Source organism: Nocardia sp. NPDC050712, assembly GCF_040654295.1.
In the GTDB taxonomy this organism is placed as follows: domain Bacteria; phylum Actinomycetota; class Actinomycetes; order Mycobacteriales; family Mycobacteriaceae; genus Nocardia.
The window spans coordinates 926,613-941,995 of the sequence record NZ_JBFAHT010000004.1; the positions used below are offsets into that span (position 1 = coordinate 926,613).

Genomic DNA, 15,383 nt, shown 5'->3' on the forward strand with positions numbered 1-15,383 from the left:
CGCCGAGCCGGACCGCAGCGAATTCGCAGCGCGGACGGCACATCGGTGATGCATCCGACAGCCGACGGAGGACAGCCATGTCGCAGGACATGAGGGAACGAGATGACGAGAAGGCGGCGTACGAACTCGTCTCCGGAATGTCGGAACTGACCGCACTACTGCTGTCCACCAGCGACATCGAGGCGGCGCTACGCGACCTCGCCACGGTCGCCTCCCGGATGCTGCCGGGCCGGCCGATGGCCGGCGTCTCCCTCAAACGCGCCGCGGACACCGTGACCGTCGGCTCGACCGGCGCCGAGGCGAGCCGGGTGGACGAGATCCAATTCCAGCAGCGCACCGGCCCCTGCCTGGAGGCCATGCACACCGCGGAGCCGGTCTCGGTGCCGGACGTGGCGCGCGAACGGCGCTGGGGCGACTACCCGGCCCGGGTGATGGCGCACGGCATCCGGTCCATCTACTCCCAGCCGCTGCTGGCCGACGGCGAGCCCATCGGCTCGCTGAACCTGTACGCGACCACGCCCAACGGCTTCGACGAGCAGACCCGCTGGGCGATCAAACTGACCGGCGAGCACACCAGCCTCCTGCTGACCACCGCCCTCACCGTGGCCCGGCAGAACGACCGCACCGCACAGTTGCGGGCCGCGCTCGCCTCCCGGTCGCTCATCGATCAGGCGCTGGGCATCGTGATGGGACAGCGCGGCTGCACCCGCACCCGCGCGTTCGACATGCTGCGCAGCGCTTCCCAGCATCGCAACGTCAAACTCGTCGAAATCGCCCGCGAGATCATTCGCACTGTCACGGGCGCCGAGCCCGAGGGATCGCATTTCGCCGAGGGCACACCGCAATAGTTCCGTTACCTCCCTGATCAATTGATCAGGTGGCTAAACTCCGAATCCTCCCGAGTCCCGAAGCGCGGCTCATCTTCGTGATCAATCCATTGATTCAGGAGGATTCCCATGCCCTTTTCCGATCGCCGCGACGCGGGACGCCGCCTGGTCGAGCGCCTGCGCGCGTTCCGCGGCGCCGAGGTCGTCGTGCTCGCCGTGCCGAGCGGCGGCGTGGAGGTCGCCTTCGAGGTGGCCACCGCGTTACGGCTACCGCTGGAGGTCGTGGTGGTGCGCAAACTGTGTGTGCCGTTCCAGCAGCCGCTGGTGTTCGGCGCCGTCGCCGAGGACGAGGTCCAGGTCATCGAGGACGACGAGATGGTCCGCGCCTTCGTGTCCGGCAAGCAGCGCCAGCAGGTGCTGCTCGAGGCACGAGATACTTTGGCGCGCAACGTCATAGCCTTCCGGAACGGGCGGGCGCGGCTGCCCCTGGCGGGCCGGACCGCGATGATCGTCGACGACGGCGTCACCAGCGGCGCCACCGCGCGGGCCGCGTGCGCCAGCGCTCGCGCGCAGGGCGCGGATCGCGTCGTCTACGCGGTACCGGTCGGCTCCTGCCGGCCGATCCGGGACCTGGCGGCACTGGCCGACAATGTGGTCTGCCTGGAGACGCCGGCCCTGTTCGACTCGATCGGCCGGTGGTACCGGGATTACCACGAGGTCGGCGACGCGGAGGTCGTCGACCTGCTCGATCGGGCGAACAATCGGTGGTTATCGGCGGCATCGGGCAATGCCGGACCACCGGAGGAATTGATCTCCGACGGGTGCCGCGCCGAATGAGCCGCGCGCCTGAGCCTTTCGACGCCGCTCGCGACCCGATCTGTTCGGGCGTAAGCTACAAGCACTCTCCGAGTCCAGAAGCGCGGCTCGAGTCCGTGGCGGAGTCGACTCAGGAGGTCCCCCAGATGCCATTCCACGACCGTCGCGACGCCGGTCGGCGGCTTGCCGAACGGCTACGGGGATTCCACGGCCCCGATGTGGTGGTTCTGGCTGTCCCGCGCGGCGGGGTGCCGGTGGCCTGTGAGGTGGCCGCGGCGCTGGGTTTGCCGCTGGAGGTGGAGGTCGTCCGCAAACTGCGGGTGCCGTTCCAGCCGGGTCTGGTGTTCGGCGCGATCGCCGCCAACGGCGTGCAGGTCATCGACGAACCGATCCTGTTACGCGCCTTCGTCTCCGATCCGGAACGCCACCGGGTGACGCGCGAGGCACGGAACACCCTGTCCCGCAGCATTATCCGCTATCGAGGCGCGATGACGCCGTTCCGGCTGGACGGCCGCACGGCGGTCATCGTCGACGACGGCGTCGCCACCGGGGCCACGGCCCGCGCGGCGATCGAGGTGGCCCGGTCCCGGGGTGCGGAGCGCGTGATCCTGGCGGTGCCGGTCGGTTCGCCCCGGGCGATCCGCAGTCTGAGCCGCACCGCCGATATCGTCGTCTGCCTGGAGACCCCGGCCATGTTCCATTCGATCGCGCAGTGGTATCAGCGTTTCGACGATGTCACCGATACCGCGGTCTGCGAATTGCTCGCGCGGCCCAGCCCGCCGAAACCCCCGGTGGTATTACCCGCCGAGGTCGATCCGGTTCTGTAAAAGCTGCCCCGCACACGCCGATGCCGGCCGATGGGCTCGGTGCCCATCGGCCGGCATTATCGCGACCAAGTCAGCGTTTGAACGCGTCCCTCAGTTTGTCCGCGGCGCGCTTCAGATTGCCACGGGCCTGATCTCGGCGTCCCTCCCCTTCGAGCCGGCGATTGTTCGTCGCTTGGCCGAGGAGCTTCTTGACTTTGCCGGTGGCCGCCTGAATTTGATGCGAGAATCCGTTACCCCGCCTCGGGCCGGAACCCGCGGGACGGTCATTCAACCCTGACATCGCTCAACCTCAGTAATAGTGTCGGCGGCCGCCGACCGGACGGCCGACCGAGCCGGCGATCAGCAGGACAGCGCCGATGAGCAGCACGATGATGCCTGCGGTGACCAGCAGCTGAATGCCGAGCAGCCAACCGACTACCAGGAGCACCAATCCGAGAATAATCATGTTCTTATCCCTTTCTTCGACGATCGAACGCTGATCGCCAGGCTTTTGTGAAAAATCACCGAGTGGGGGTGGCCCCGGTACGGTGCGTGGCGTCCACCGAAGCGGAGGACGACTTGGGCATGAACCGATTCAGGCTCCAGACCGGCTTGCTGGCAGCCGGCTGCTTCGCCATGTCGGGTGTGGTGTTGGTCCGCTGTGCGGCCGCCACCTCCCGCCGTGACTGCCGGAGTTCCCGGCGCGTGGCACGGCTACGTGAGGAGGCGCGGAAGAGCCCCACCAGCAGCAGTCCCAGACCGAGCATTCCGACGGCCCCGACGGCCATGCCGTAGAGGAACAGCTCACCGGCCGACGCCGTGAAGCTGTAGTCGAATACTGCGAATTCCCCTGTCGAGGCATCGAATTCGCCGGTGTTCGCCGCTACACCGGCGACGCCGACGATGGTCGCCCCGATGAGGACGAGCAGCCCGATGAGAATGATCATGACAATCCCGTAGTCGCTGGAGTGTGTATTACACCGGAGCTATTCCCGGCATATACGAACCCAAACAACGTTTGGACCAGCTGTTTTCGTCTATGCGCGCTAGACACCCCTAATACAAGGAGAAGCGCCATGGCTACCTACAACCTCGACCTCACCGATTACTCGGACGAGACGGCAGTCGTCGCCGAGCAGGCGATGCGCAGCCTGGGCGGTGTCGACCACGTCTCGGTCGACCGCACCGCCGAAACCATCACGGTGAACTCCGATCTCAGCTACGGCGAGGTGCTGGCCGCGCTGCGCTCGGCCGGTGTCTCCGCGAACTAGACGAGCTTGGCCGGGCCCAGATCGAGCCGGCGGGTGACCCGGTCGACCACGTCCGGGGGCATCCCCGGGTCGCGGCGCGCGGCCAGCGCCTCGTGTCGACCGGCCTCGACGATTTCCTCCCGCACCTGGCGCATCACCCGCAGGTCCTGGCGGGCCTGGGCGCGGGCGTCCTCCTCGTCGGCGGCCTGCGGATCGGCGCGGGCCAGGCGCGCCCGGAATTGCTCGCGCAGGCCCTCGTAGAGCTCGTCGGGCAGATTCTCGCGCACGGCAAGCTCTTTCAGTTTGGTCAGCTGGGCGCGCATCACCCGCTCCCACAGCTGCCGCTCCAGGTCGCGCTCGTGCTGGGTATCGGCGTGCACCTTGGTCAGGCGCACCACCAGCGGCAGCGTCGGGCCCTGCACCAGCAGCGTGAACAGCACCACGGCGAAGGCGGTGAACAGGATCTCGGTGCGCCCGGGGAACTGTTCACCCGCCTCGGTGAGCAGCGGAATAGCCAGCGCCAGTGCGACGCTCGCGACCCCGCGCATGCCCGCCCACCAGGTGACGATGGTCTCGCGCCAGGTGTAGGGCTCGTCGGCGTCCAGGCGGCGCCACCAGCCCTTTCCGAGCGCCCAGGTGACCATCAGCCAGACCAGCCGGAGCCCGACGACCACCGCGATCACCGCGCCCGCCACCCCGAGCAGCCGGACCCAATCGTGGCCGGTCGCCTCCAGCACCGTCGCCAGTTCCAGGCCGATCAGGCCGAAAGCGAAGCCGGACAGCAGCATTTCGGCGATCTCCCAGAAGGCGTCACCGACCAGCCGGTAGTCCCGATCGCCGATATCGGTGACGGCGTCGGTCAGATACAGCGCGCACACCAGCACCGCGAGCACGCCGGAGCCCTGCCAGGCCTCGGCGAAACCGTAGGCGGCGAACGGCAGCAGCAGGCTCACCGCCACCTGCCAGGCCGCCTCCGCCAACGACGCGGTCAGTTTGCTGCCCACCCAGCCCAGGGCGAGTCCGACCAGCACGGCGACGACCGCGGAGATCACGAACTCACCCAGCGCGTGCGCCGTCGAGAAGTGCCCGGACACCACCGCCTGCACCGCGACGCTGTAGATGACGATCGCGGTGACATCGTTGAACAGGCCCTCGCCGTCGAGCACGACGACCAGTCGGCGCGGCAGCCCCAGTTTGCTCGCGAGCGCGGTGGCCGCGATCGGATCCGGCGGCGCGACCATGGCGCCGAGCACCACCGCCGCCGCGATCGGCACACCCGGATACCAGTGGTGGAACACCGCGGCCACCGCCGCCGCGGTCGCCACCACCAACCCGACCGCCCGCAGCGCGATCGGCGCCCAGTTCTCGGCGAACTGCTGCCAGGAGGTCCGGCGGGCGGCCGCGTACAGCAGCGGCGGCAACACCAGCGGCAGAATCAGATCCGGCGGAATGTGGATGTGCGGCGCCACCGGGATCAGCGCCACCGCGCACCCGAACAGCGTCATCAGGACCGGCGCGGCCACCCCGATGCGCCGCGCCAGCGGCTCGGCCAGGATCGTGGCGAACAGCAGGGTGAGCATCAGCACCAACTGGTCCATGACCGACCAGTCTGCGGTGCCCGGCCAGGTTTGCCGTCCAGCCGCGCCGACGACACTCCGCCCCGCGTGCCGCCCCGGCCCGGGCCGGGTACCTTGGTGCGCATCGGACGGGGCCGAGAACGGTTGGCAGACAATGCGAATGGGGGCAGAGTGCGGGCAATCTTCGATGCCGGATTCACGGCGGAGCCGTGGCCGGTGCTGGATCGGCTGCGCCGCGAGGGCGGCGTGCATCGGGTGCGGACCCCGGACGGCCCGCCCGCCTGGCTGGTCACCGGGCACGCCGCGGTGCGGGCCGGCCTGCTCGACCGGCGGCTCACCACCCGCACCGAATACGCCGACCAGCGCGACTACCGCGGCTTCACCGTGCCACCGGGCTTCGGTGTCCTGCTCGAGGCCGCCCCCGACGAGCACGCCCGCCTGCGCCGGTTGCTCACCGCGGAGCTCTCGCCGCGCCGGTTGGACGACTGGGCCCGGCGCACACCCGACCTCGTCGACACGCTGCTGAAAGATCTGGACGCCCAGCACCCGGTCGATCTGGTCGAGCGGCTCGCGGTCCCGCTGCCCGCCGCGCTGCTCGGCGACCTGATCGGGCTGGCCGGCTCGGACCGCGAAGCCCTGCTGCGCTGGGCGAATTCGACGCTGCTCGCGCCCGCCGGTCAGCCGCTGCCGCAGTCCCGCGAGACCTTGCGCACGATGCGCTCGATCGTCGAGCAGAGCATCGAGCACGCCGCCGGCAGCGACACCGTCCTCGGCCGGCTCGGCGCGGCGCGCGACCAGGGTGCGATGAGCGGCGAGGAGCTCCAAGGGGTGCTCTTCTATCTGCTGTTCGTCTGGTACGAGGTGATGGTGGACCTGCTGGCGGGCGCGATCCTCGCCCTGCTGGCCCATCCCGATCAGCTACCCGTGCTGCGCGCCGCCCCGGCCCGCGCCGTCGACGAACTGGTCCGCTACCTGTCACCGCAGCTGCTGGCCGGGCCCCGGTTCGCACAGGTCGACCTGCGACTGGGCGACTACACCGTCCGCGCCGGGCAGACGGTGCTGCTGGGCCTGGGCGCCGCCAACCACGACCCGTCCGTCTTCAGCGCCCCCGACACGCTGGACCTGCGCCGCAAACGCAATCCGCACCTGGGTCTGGGCCACGGTCCACACGCCTGCGTCGGGACCGTGCTGATCCGCACCATCACCGCGGCCACGCTGAACCACGTCTACTCCCGATGGCCGGAAACGACCTTGGCCGTCGAGCCCGCGGCGATCGGATGGCGCTCGGGTTTCCGGCACCGGGGGCCGCTGGCCCTGCCGGTCCATCTCGGGTGAGCGCGGCTAGCGCAGATTCGGCAGCCCCAGGCTCGCGGCCCGGGCGGGGCGCGGCCGGGCCATCGGCACCCACTCCCACCAGGTGGCACATCGCCAAAGCCACTCCACCGGCCCGTAACTCAACCGGCGCAGCCACAGCGCGCTGAACCCGCCCAGCACCAGGACGATCCCGGCCGACACGGCCAGCAGCACCGCGTAGTCGTTCGACCTCGACGGCCCGAGCGTCGCCGCCGCGACCAGGATCAGTGCCGTCGCCAGGAGGTAGTTGGTCAGCGCCATCCGGCCCAGCGGTGCCAGCAACTCACCGGCGAGCGCGCCGGGCCCGGTGCGCAACACCAGCAGCAACCCCGTCGCGTAGGCCAGCGCGCCGAGCAGTCCCGCGATCGCGGGCGCCGAACTCGCCAGATCCAGATACGAGGTCCGGAACTCCCACTTGCCCGCGACCACCGCGGCGGGCAGCGCCAGCGCGAACGCCGCCGCCGGCATCCAGGCGCGGTCGCGCAGCGCCTCGACCACGCCGAACCGCCCGGCCGCCAGGCCGAGCAGGAACAGCCCGGGGACCAGGCCGAAGCCGTCGCCGAGCAGCAGCGCCGCCCCCGTCGTCGCCGCGAGCCCGGCACCCAGCACCGCCCAGCGCGGCAGGCCCGCCGCGGGCAGCAGGATCACCGCGCCCGCCACCGCGTAGGGCAGCAGCGCCTCCCCCGGCTGGAAGACCTGGTGGATCAGCCCCAGCCCACCCAGCGCCAGCATCCGGCGCAGCAGGACCGGCCACGGCCGATCCGCGAGCATCGAAAAGCTCAGTCCGAACAGGAAAGCGAAGATCGGCAGGAAGCAGCCCTCGACCACGACCGCCAGCACATGCCGCAGTGGATCCAGCACCCCGGGCGTCACGGTGGCCGGTATCCCCGTCACGTGCCAGGCCTGCACGATCACCATCCCGGCCACGGCGAGCCCCCGCAGCGCGTCCAGCTCCGGCGCCCGCGTCGGCCCAGCACCACCACCTGACATAGCCATACGCTATCGAGAGTTGGTGGGACTCCCCCACATTTCCCGGCGATGTCGGCCGGTGCGCGGCTACCAGTGCCGCAGCGGCCGGGCGGCGGGCCGGTTCGGCGGCCGCGTGGCGCTCGGATTCGGTCTGAGCTGATTACCCCAGGGCGCGGGCGCCGGCCGGGTGATGCGGCGCTCGGGCTTCTTGGCGGAGAAGCGGCGCCACCACATCGGATTCAACGGGCCGCCCAGCACCCGGCCGGTCCGGGCGAACAGTCCGGCCACTCCCGGCCCGGGTCAGCGATTCGGACCAGCCGTCGTGCGAAGAACTCCGGAACATCGATCACCCTTCAACGATCCCAGCCGCGTCCACCGAATTTCGGGAACGGCTCCAGGCGACCCCGTCACGCAGCGTGTTCGCGGTCCGGTCACCGCGGAAGTTGCCGGCAGGTCCGGGTGGGCGCGGCGGGTCCCGACTCGTCGAGGTCCGCGTGCGGCGCGTGCAGCCGATGCAGCCAGGGCCGTGGTCCGCCCGCCCGCGGCACGCGGGCGGGCGGGTCGGGCAGGGGCGCGGGCGGGGCGTGGCAGAGCCGGCCGGCCCGCCAGAGTAGGAAGAGCAACAGAGCGATCAGGGTCTGCCTGAGAGCGGCCCAACGGTCGCTCGGTACGGCTGCCATCTATGCGGTCACCTCGGCGGGAAGAAGGGTAGGGGCGGTAGCTCGATATGGGGCAACATCGGGGGCGGCGGCGGTGGCGGAGGCGGCGGCGCGGGTGCCTCCTCGACCGGCTCCGGCGCGGGCGGCGGCGAGTATTCGGGGACGTACTGCGGCTCGTACGCGGGCGGCGGCGCGACGGGTTCCGGCGCGGGCGGCGGAACCTCGGGCACGGGCGGTGGCGGCGGGGGCGGTGCGGGGACCGGCGGAGCGGGCGGCGGCGGTGGGGCGCCGGCGACCGTCGCGGGCGGCGGGCTGCACGCCCAACTCCCGTCGGGCAGGAAACCCCAGCGCTTGGCCACGCCGTCGCGGGAGCAGTCCTCGCCCACCGTCTTTCCGTTCGGGCCCAGCTTCACCGCGGCACAGTTCCAGGTGCCCCGTCGCATCTCCCAGCGCGCCTGTACGCCGCCGGCCGAGCAGTCGTCACCGACCTGACGCGCGGGAAACGGCGGGGCGGGCGGCGGGGCGACCGTCGGCGAATTCGGGATGGCCGAATAGGCGGCGGAGACCCGCGCGGCATCGTCCGCGGGCTCCTCCGAGCGCATGATCATGGCGACGGAAACGATCACCGCGGCGCCGGCCGCCAAGGCAGCGACAATCGACAGCACGCGGGTGTTATCGCGCCAATCTTCTCTCGGTCCGGGGTCGCCCTCGGATTCCACCATCGCACCGCCTTCTCTGCTGAACAGGGAATACCGTCACGAATAGCTGGTCTCCAGGGAGGCTACCGGAAGTTTGCTGGAAACTTCGTAACCTTTGACACGCCATATTTTCGCAGTTCAAAACTGCGAATTCAGTTGTCTATTAATTTGCTGCAATATCGGCTTCGTGTCGTGTTCTGGAAGCGCGCCTTACTTGACCGCGACCCGCACGCGGACCGCGTCGTCCCCGGTGCCTTGCAGCGCCTGCGAGATCAAGGTGCTCAGATCGAGTTTCGGCGCACTCGAGGTGACCGCGTCGGTCAGTGGCCGCAGCCCCGGAATCAGCGATTTCAGTTCCGGTCCGACTTCGTTGAGCCACTGGGTGATCTGCTCCAGGAACGGCACCAGGCCATTGCCTTCCAAATACATCTCCGGCGCGTTCCCGGACGCGACCAGCCGGCCGACCGATTCGACCAATCCGTCGAGCACCCGACCGAACTCGACGAAGTTCGGCGCGGCTTGCGACAGCGCCGGATTCGCCCAGTCGATGTCCTTGGCGGTGTACTGGAAACTGTTGAGCAGCTCGGCGATCTTGGGCGAGCGGGTCATGATGGTGGAGGCCAGCAGATCACCCGAGCGCGCCAGTTCCGGCATCACGGCCTCGGTGCCGGTCAGCGATTTGCTCATGGTCTGCACCAGCGAGTCGACCACGTTCGGGTCGAGCTGGTTCATGGTCTTGGTGACCATGCGCGCCACCTCGGCGATGGACAGCGGCGTCTTCACATCGGCGGTGTCCAGGCGCTGCCCGTCCCGCAGGTACGGGCCGCCGCCCCGCTTGGGGAGGAATTGCACATACGGCTCACCGAGCGCGGACAGATGCTCGATGGTGACCACGCTGTCGGTGGGCAGCCGCTGCTCGCCGTCGACCCGGAAGCCGACCTCGACACCGGCGGCGGTGCTGTCGACCGAGGTCACCTTGCCGACCGGGATGCCGGTGAGCAGAATCGGCGATCCGACGCCGAGCCCGCCCGAATTCTTCAGCACCATGGAGGCATTGGTGTAGTCGGCGAACGGATCGAAGCGCACCACCCCGAAGGTGAGGTAGGCCGCGCCGAGCACGAGGATGGTGGCGATACCGGCCAGCGAGGCCAGTGAGCCCGGCTTGATCTTCATCGCACAGCTCCGATCATGCGCAGCGCCTGCACCATCCGGTCCACCTGTTCGGCGTCGGTCTCCTGCGAATTCACTTGCACGCCGGTGATATTCACTTTCGGACCGCGTTCGGCGAACGGGATCACCTTGTCCCGCAGGAAGGCCACGAGCATGGCCAGATTCGACGGGGAGCGCACATCGAGCGGGCCGCCGGTGGCCAGCGGCACGAACGCCTTGGCCGCGGCGTCACCGGACTGCACCAGCGGGGCCAGCCACACCAGCGACTCACCGACCGGGCCGAGGACACCGAAGATCTTGGCGACACCGTCGATCGACTGCACGGTCCCGTTCACCCGCTGCACCGACTCGGCGCTGAGGATGTTGTCCAGTTCGGGCCGCAAGTCGTGCAGCACCTCGGCATTGGTGCTCAGACCGGCCAGCGCCTTGTCCACCTCGTCCAGGTGCGCGGCCAGGTCGGCGGCGTCGGCGCCCATCACCTGGGAGATCCGCGCCGTTTCCTTCGGATCCTGCGGCAGCACGGAGTTGAACCGGTTGATGATGTCCTGCATCTGACCGACCGCGCCGCCCTGGATGAAGAACGCCATGGCGGCCATGGTGTCCTCGAGCTGCACAGGCGGGCGGCTGTGCGCCAGATCGATGACGGGCTCGGCGCCGAGCAGCGAGCCGAAACCGTCCGTGGGCGTGGTCAAAGCGATGTGGATGTCACCGAGCACGGTGTTCTGGCGCAGCTCGGCGATGGTGCTCGCGGGCAGCCGCACCGACTCGGCGATGTCGGCGTCGACCACCACGTAACCGCCGCGCCCGGCCGGGGCCTTGTCGGCCGGCACCACGGTCACGTCCTCGACGGTGCCGACCTGGGCGCCGTTGGCGATGACCTTCGCGCGTGCGGGCAGATTCAGCACATTCGCGAATTCGATCCGCAGCCGATAGGTCGGGCCGGAGACCGAGGTGCCGGGCACCGGCACCGTCGCGGGGTCGAATCCGCAGCCGCCGACCGCGACCGCGGCCGTCAGTGCCAGCGCCAGCGCCCCGCGCCGCACGGCTTTCCGATCCGGAATCCGCAGGGTCACCGATCTCATTGCGCACCAACCGATCCCAGCACCAGCTGCGTCAAGGAAACCTGCATCATCCCGTCGGCCGCGCCGGCGCACCGCCCCGGGGTGAGGACGTTGAGCGCGGCACACACCTGCTCCGCGTCCGGCTGCGGGATCGCGACCTTCGGCGGCGCGTAACTGATCCCGGCCGCCCCGGTCCGCGGATCGAGCACACTCTGGAACGCCGAGGCCACCACGGGGGTGGTCAGCACGATCTCGCGCAGCGAGCCGACATTGGCGCGCAGCAGCTTGATCAGCGGAACGCTCTGGTCGAGCAGCGCGCCGATCCGGCCGCCGAACATGGTGGTGATGTCGTTGAGCATCGGCAGCAGTTGCCGCAGCCCGTCGAACAGTTCGGCGCCGGGGCCGAGCAGCTCGGCACTGGCCTGGTGCAGGGCGGGCCCGAGCCGGGTCAGCATCGACTGCAGATCACCCCAGTGCTCCTGCACCTTCACCGACACCGAGGCGAACGCGTCGAAAATACCGGCGAGGTTGGCGATGTCGGCGTCCGGCGTCTTCAGCGCCGAGCCCAGCTTCTTGATCAGCTCGTTGATCTGCGGGCCGGTGCCCGCGGTCGCCCGGTCCAGCGACGAGAGGCCGTCGGCGAGCGAATTGGGCTGCGCCGGATCCGGCCCCACGATCTGATCGGACAATTGCGCCAGCGCGGTGAGCGTCTGGGTGAGGCTCTTCGGGGTCAGCGTCTTGGTGATGCACTGCCCGCTGTTCCAGCGCTCGGTGTCCTTGCCCGAGGACAGCACGGCCAGCTCCCGATCGGCGACCACGGTGTCGGACACGGTGGTGGCCGCGGCGTCGGCGAGCACCGGGTGATCGGCGTCGACGTCGAATTCGACGCGCACGTCGGTGCCCTGGTTGCGCACCGAGGTGACGGTGCCGACGGTGATACCGCGCATCGTCACCTGATTGCCGGGGTAGAGCCCGATGCTGTCGGTCATGATCGCGCAGTAGCTCTGCGTCTTGTGCAGCGGATCGAAGGCGACGAAATAGCCCGCGATCGCGAGCATCCCGATGACGACGGCGCCGGCGATCGACATGAACGCCTGGCTGCCCAGTACCCGGTTCAGCATCAGCACTCCTTCCCGGGTAGCGGCACACACAGGCCCGCGGGCGCCGGCACGGTGTCACCGGACTGGTCGATCACGATCCCGCCCTCGGGGATGGCCAGCTCACGCAGCTTGGCGGTCAGGGCGTTCGCGGAGGCGATCACCGGCTCCAGCCGGCCGCCCATGTCCTCCAGCCTGGGCAGCGCGTCGGCCAGCTCCTGCGCCCGGGGCTTCAGGGTGGAATCCCAGGTCGGGGCGAGCAGCGCGAGGCGCTGCACGACGCTGTTCAGCAGCGCCACCGCCTCGCGCATCTCGGCGCGCTTGTCGATCAGCACGGTCTCGAGCTGATTGGCGCTGTCCATGAGCAGTTTCAGGCTGCTCTTGGCGCCGTCGTACATCCGGACGTATTCGCTGGCCACGGCAATGGCGTTGGAGACCTGGGTGCGCTGGCGATCGATGGCGTCGATGTAGCCGCCGACGGTGTCCAGGGTGGTGCGCACCGCGTCTGGGGCGTCGTCGATCGACTTGTTCAGGCTGGCGAGATTGTCGCGCAGGGTGTTGCCGTCGATCTTGCTCAGCGGCGTCGTCGCGTCCTGGAAGGTCTGCACCAGGCTGTAGGGCAGGCGTACCCGGTCCGCGGGAATCGCGTTGCCGCCCAGCGGGTTGTCCCCGGCCGGGAACAGCGCGACGTAGTGGCCGCCGACCACGGTCAGCATCCGGATGTCCAGCGAGCTCTTGTCCCCGACGAACACCTCGTTGTCGACGGTGAACTCCATGACCACCCGATCCGGCTTCAGCTCCAGCGATTTCACCGAACCCACCGAGATACCGGCCAGCCGGACGTCGTCGCCGGGCTTGACGGACTGGGCTTCGGACAGCTCGGCGGTGTAGGTGGTCTTGCCGAACGGCACCACGTAGAGCGCGCCGGCCGCGATCACGCCGACCACCAGCAGCACCACGCCGAGGATGCCCAGGCGCACCTCGCGGCGGCGCTTCGCGGTGTCGTCGAGCACGCGGCGGTCGCCGCCGAACAACCGGGAGATCATGCCTGGCATACCGCCACCTTCTGTCCGGCGATGAGCACCTGCACCGGGGCCGGGAGGTCCGCGGCGCCCTTGCTGCACTGCGGTTTCCAGCCCGCGACGTGCTGCGGCAGCGCGTTGTCGACCGCGTCGAGCAGGCCGGGCAGCTTGCCGAACACCTCGACCGCCTGTTGCGGATCCGGGAACAGGCCGCGGATCTGCGCGTCCAGATCGGCCGCGCCGGACTGGTCCAGCCCGAGCGTGCCGAGCAGGCGATCCAGCGGCCCCAGCACCGAGGGCGCGGTCATCGCGAATTGCGCCAGGCCGCCGATGTTCTCCTGCAGCGAGACGAAGATGTCGGTGAGCCGCGCCAGCAGCGGGACCAGGTAGTGCACCCGCCCGCCGACCCGGTCGGAGATGTCGGACATGTTCTTGACCAGCGTGCCGATCACCTGCTGCCGGTCACCGACGTAGGCGCTGAGCTCGGCGATGGACTCCATCGCGGGCCCCAGGCCGTTGCCGTCACCCTGCAGCACCGCGAGCATGTTCTCGGTGAACTTGTTGACCGCCTCCGGCGACAGCGTCGCCAGCACCGGCTTCAACCCGTTGAACAGGCTGGTGACATCGAAGGACGGGATCGTCATGTCGGTGCCGATGGTCGCGTCGTCGACCAGGCGCAGCCCGGGATTCGGCTGCTGCTGCAGGTCGATGTAGCGCTGCCCGGTGAGGTTCTGATACCGGATGGCCAGCACCGAGTTGTCGTAGACCGGCGTCGAATTCCGCACGGTGAGATGGATTCTGGCCTTCACGCCGTCGAGCGAGACGCGCTCCACCTTGCCCACCTGGACGCCGTACATGCGCACGTCGTCGCCGACCTTGAGGCCGTTGGCGTCGGTGAACAGGGCGTCGTGGGCGTGGGTGTCGCCGTCGACGGGGCGCTTGATCGCGGTCAGCACCAGGGCCAGCACCACCATCATCACGCCCGCGAACAGCACCAGCCGCCAGGCCGCACTTCGTACGGTCATCGCTGACCTCCTTCGGGGACGGCGGCCGCGGGCCGGCCCAGCAGCGGCACCGCGATACCGGGCACGTTCTGGAGATCGACCCGCAGATTCAGCACCGGGCCGTCGGGGGTATCCGGCATCGCCGCGCGCAACCGCTCCAGCAGCAGGCGCAGTTCCGCCGCCGACTGCTGCGGCCGCGGCACCATCTGCGCCAGCACGGTCAGCATCGGCGCGAGCATGTCGGTGGCCTCGGCCAGCTGATTGCCCGCCGCGGTCACCGTGGTCGCGAGGCCGGGCAGGATCTTGCCGGTCAGCGCCGCGACGCCCACGTCGTAGCGGTCCTTGTCGGTCTGGGTGATCCGGATGTCGTGCACCTGATCGAGGATCTGGATGGTCGCGCCGGCGAACTTGCCGCCGCCGTCGAAGGCCGGCCCGAGCTGACCGAGCAGCTCGGAGGGCGGCATGTTCTGGTTGTCGGCGATGATCTTGGAAACCTGGATCAGCGCCTGCACCAGCGGCGTCATCGCCTGGAAGTCCGCGGACACCTGCGCGATGACGGTGGCCAGCTGCGGGGTCAGCACGGCCGCGCCCACCTGGGACAGGCTGCGCAGGATCGAACCCATGGTGGCGTCATAGACGCGATCCGAGCGCGGCCCGGTCAGATCGACGACGCTGCCGGCCCGCAGCGGCGAACCGCCCGCGCCCCGGAGCAATTCGAGCTCACTGATGCCGAACAGGTTGGCGGGGGCGTAGTCCACCCGCAGGCTGTCGTCGATGCCGTACAGCCGGGAACCGTCCAGCCGCAACATGATCCGCTGGGTGCCGTTGGCGTCGGGGCTGATCTCCTCGACCTTGCCCACCTGCACGCCGTCCAGGCGCACCTGGGTGCCCGCGCTCAGCCCGTCGCCGACCTGCTCGGTGTGCAGCGCGATCCGCAGCCCGTCCTCGGTGCGCAGATTCCGGTACAGCGAGGTCGCCAGCGCCACCACCGCGAGGAGGGCGACGATCGTCAGCCCGACCGTGCGGGCCTTCTTCTTGTCCGCGGCGACGCCGGGCAATCCGTAATTAGGCATT

General features: G+C 69.6%; 19 protein-coding genes. 5 read left to right on the forward strand and 14 right to left on the reverse strand.

Going from position 1 to position 15,383, the window contains the following annotated elements:
* Positions 1-77 precede the first annotated feature (77 nt).
* From AB0H76_RS32310 to AB0H76_RS32320, 3 genes are all read left to right on the forward strand, one after another.
* Positions 78-848 (forward strand): GAF and ANTAR domain-containing protein, encoded by a 771-nt coding sequence (locus tag AB0H76_RS32310; protein ID WP_357330813.1) that lies wholly within the window; start codon positions 78-80, stop codon positions 846-848.
* Between the two features lie 108 nt (positions 849-956).
* Positions 957-1,664: a phosphoribosyltransferase family protein gene (locus AB0H76_RS32315; protein ID WP_357330814.1), complete on the forward strand. Its 708-nt coding sequence runs from the start codon at positions 957-959 to the stop codon at positions 1,662-1,664.
* A 125-nt stretch (positions 1,665-1,789) separates the two neighbouring features.
* The gene (locus AB0H76_RS32320) at positions 1,790-2,470 is read left to right on the forward strand and encodes a phosphoribosyltransferase family protein (RefSeq protein ID WP_357330815.1); all 681 of its coding nucleotides are present in this window, start codon (positions 1,790-1,792) and stop codon (positions 2,468-2,470) included.
* A gap of 70 nt (positions 2,471-2,540) precedes the next feature.
* On the opposite strand, the gene AB0H76_RS32325 is transcribed toward AB0H76_RS32320, so the two are convergent.
* Genes AB0H76_RS32325 through AB0H76_RS32335 form a run of 3 tightly spaced genes read right to left on the reverse strand, consistent with a single transcriptional unit; the run spans position 2,541 to position 3,396 of the window.
* The gene (locus AB0H76_RS32325) at positions 2,541-2,750 is read right to left on the reverse strand and encodes a CsbD family protein (protein WP_357330816.1); all 210 of its coding nucleotides are present in this window, start codon (positions 2,748-2,750) and stop codon (positions 2,541-2,543) included.
* A gap of 9 nt (positions 2,751-2,759) precedes the next feature.
* Positions 2,760-2,915, reverse strand: coding sequence for a hypothetical protein (locus AB0H76_RS32330; protein WP_357330817.1), 156 nt, complete (start codon positions 2,913-2,915; stop codon positions 2,760-2,762).
* A gap of 55 nt (positions 2,916-2,970) precedes the next feature.
* On the reverse strand, positions 2,971-3,396 hold the full coding sequence (locus tag AB0H76_RS32335) for a hypothetical protein (RefSeq protein ID WP_357330818.1): 426 nt from the start codon (positions 3,394-3,396) through the stop codon (positions 2,971-2,973).
* 129 nt (positions 3,397-3,525) lie between these two features.
* Here AB0H76_RS32335 and AB0H76_RS32340 point away from each other — a divergent pair, with 129 nt between their 5' ends.
* On the forward strand, positions 3,526-3,720 hold the full coding sequence (locus AB0H76_RS32340; RefSeq protein WP_357330819.1) for a hypothetical protein: 195 nt from the start codon (positions 3,526-3,528) through the stop codon (positions 3,718-3,720).
* On the opposite strand, the gene AB0H76_RS32345 is transcribed toward AB0H76_RS32340, so the two are convergent.
* A complete protein-coding gene (locus AB0H76_RS32345) occupies positions 3,717-5,297 on the reverse strand; it encodes a Na+/H+ antiporter (protein WP_357330820.1) in 1,581 nt (526 codons plus the stop codon). The two genes, AB0H76_RS32340 and AB0H76_RS32345, sit on opposite strands and share 4 nt — an antisense overlap.
* Before the next feature lie 150 nt (positions 5,298-5,447).
* Here AB0H76_RS32345 and AB0H76_RS32350 point away from each other — a divergent pair, with 150 nt between their 5' ends.
* A complete protein-coding gene (locus AB0H76_RS32350) occupies positions 5,448-6,611 on the forward strand; it encodes a cytochrome P450 (protein ID WP_357330821.1) in 1,164 nt (387 codons plus the stop codon).
* A 6-nt stretch (positions 6,612-6,617) separates the two neighbouring features.
* On the opposite strand, the gene AB0H76_RS32355 is transcribed toward AB0H76_RS32350, so the two are convergent.
* From AB0H76_RS32355 to AB0H76_RS32400, 10 genes are all read right to left on the reverse strand, one after another.
* The gene (locus AB0H76_RS32355; protein WP_357330822.1) at positions 6,618-7,619 is read right to left on the reverse strand and encodes a DUF418 domain-containing protein; all 1,002 of its coding nucleotides are present in this window, start codon (positions 7,617-7,619) and stop codon (positions 6,618-6,620) included.
* 66 nt (positions 7,620-7,685) lie between these two features.
* Positions 7,686-7,886, reverse strand: a complete 201-nt coding sequence (locus AB0H76_RS32360; RefSeq protein WP_357330823.1) for a hypothetical protein — start codon at positions 7,884-7,886, stop codon at positions 7,686-7,688.
* A 143-nt stretch (positions 7,887-8,029) separates the two neighbouring features.
* Positions 8,030-8,278 (reverse strand): hypothetical protein, encoded by a 249-nt coding sequence (locus tag AB0H76_RS32365; RefSeq protein ID WP_357330824.1) that lies wholly within the window; start codon positions 8,276-8,278, stop codon positions 8,030-8,032.
* Positions 8,279-8,286: 8 nt separating this feature from the next.
* A complete protein-coding gene (locus tag AB0H76_RS32370; protein WP_357330825.1) occupies positions 8,287-8,922 on the reverse strand; it encodes a hypothetical protein in 636 nt (211 codons plus the stop codon).
* 243 nt (positions 8,923-9,165) lie between these two features.
* Entirely contained in the window at positions 9,166-10,128 is a 963-nt protein-coding gene (locus tag AB0H76_RS32375) for an MlaD family protein (protein ID WP_357330826.1), read from the reverse strand.
* On the reverse strand, positions 10,125-11,207 hold the full coding sequence (locus AB0H76_RS32380) for an MlaD family protein (RefSeq protein ID WP_357330827.1): 1,083 nt from the start codon (positions 11,205-11,207) through the stop codon (positions 10,125-10,127). Before AB0H76_RS32380 ends, AB0H76_RS32375 begins: the two co-directional genes overlap by 4 nt.
* The gene (locus AB0H76_RS32385) at positions 11,204-12,307 is read right to left on the reverse strand and encodes an MlaD family protein (protein WP_357330828.1); all 1,104 of its coding nucleotides are present in this window, start codon (positions 12,305-12,307) and stop codon (positions 11,204-11,206) included. Before AB0H76_RS32385 ends, AB0H76_RS32380 begins: the two co-directional genes overlap by 4 nt.
* Positions 12,307-13,338: an MlaD family protein gene (locus tag AB0H76_RS32390; protein WP_357330829.1), complete on the reverse strand. Its 1,032-nt coding sequence runs from the start codon at positions 13,336-13,338 to the stop codon at positions 12,307-12,309. Before AB0H76_RS32390 ends, AB0H76_RS32385 begins: the two co-directional genes overlap by 1 nt.
* Positions 13,326-14,330, reverse strand: a complete 1,005-nt coding sequence (locus AB0H76_RS32395) for an MlaD family protein (protein ID WP_357330830.1) — start codon at positions 14,328-14,330, stop codon at positions 13,326-13,328. Before AB0H76_RS32395 ends, AB0H76_RS32390 begins: the two co-directional genes overlap by 13 nt.
* A complete protein-coding gene (locus AB0H76_RS32400) occupies positions 14,327-15,382 on the reverse strand; it encodes an MlaD family protein (RefSeq protein WP_357330831.1) in 1,056 nt (351 codons plus the stop codon). Before AB0H76_RS32400 ends, AB0H76_RS32395 begins: the two co-directional genes overlap by 4 nt.
* Position 15,383 lies beyond the last annotated feature (1 nt).

Coding starts and splice junctions, on each gene's coding strand:
- AB0H76_RS32310 (WP_357330813.1), top strand. CDS start 78: ATGTCGCAGGACATGAGGGAACGAGATGACGAGAAGGCGGCGTACGAA.
- AB0H76_RS32315 (WP_357330814.1), top strand. CDS start 957: ATGCCCTTTTCCGATCGCCGCGACGCGGGACGCCGCCTGGTCGAGCGC.
- AB0H76_RS32320 (WP_357330815.1), top strand. CDS start 1,790: ATGCCATTCCACGACCGTCGCGACGCCGGTCGGCGGCTTGCCGAACGG.
- AB0H76_RS32325 (WP_357330816.1), bottom strand. CDS start 2,750: ATGTCAGGGTTGAATGACCGTCCCGCGGGTTCCGGCCCGAGGCGGGGT.
- AB0H76_RS32330 (WP_357330817.1), bottom strand. CDS start 2,915: ATGATTATTCTCGGATTGGTGCTCCTGGTAGTCGGTTGGCTGCTCGGC.
- AB0H76_RS32335 (WP_357330818.1), bottom strand. CDS start 3,396: ATGATCATTCTCATCGGGCTGCTCGTCCTCATCGGGGCGACCATCGTC.
- AB0H76_RS32340 (WP_357330819.1), top strand. CDS start 3,526: ATGGCTACCTACAACCTCGACCTCACCGATTACTCGGACGAGACGGCA.
- AB0H76_RS32345 (WP_357330820.1), bottom strand. CDS start 5,297: ATGGACCAGTTGGTGCTGATGCTCACCCTGCTGTTCGCCACGATCCTG.
- AB0H76_RS32355 (WP_357330822.1), bottom strand. CDS start 7,619: ATGTCAGGTGGTGGTGCTGGGCCGACGCGGGCGCCGGAGCTGGACGCG.
- AB0H76_RS32365 (WP_357330824.1), bottom strand. CDS start 8,278: ATGGCAGCCGTACCGAGCGACCGTTGGGCCGCTCTCAGGCAGACCCTG.
- AB0H76_RS32375 (WP_357330826.1), bottom strand. CDS start 10,128: ATGAAGATCAAGCCGGGCTCACTGGCCTCGCTGGCCGGTATCGCCACC.
- AB0H76_RS32380 (WP_357330827.1), bottom strand. CDS start 11,207: ATGAGATCGGTGACCCTGCGGATTCCGGATCGGAAAGCCGTGCGGCGC.
- AB0H76_RS32385 (WP_357330828.1), bottom strand. CDS start 12,307: ATGCTGAACCGGGTACTGGGCAGCCAGGCGTTCATGTCGATCGCCGGC.
- AB0H76_RS32390 (WP_357330829.1), bottom strand. CDS start 13,338: ATGCCAGGCATGATCTCCCGGTTGTTCGGCGGCGACCGCCGCGTGCTC.
- AB0H76_RS32395 (WP_357330830.1), bottom strand. CDS start 14,330: ATGACCGTACGAAGTGCGGCCTGGCGGCTGGTGCTGTTCGCGGGCGTG.
- AB0H76_RS32400 (WP_357330831.1), bottom strand. CDS start 15,382: ATGCCTAATTACGGATTGCCCGGCGTCGCCGCGGACAAGAAGAAGGCC.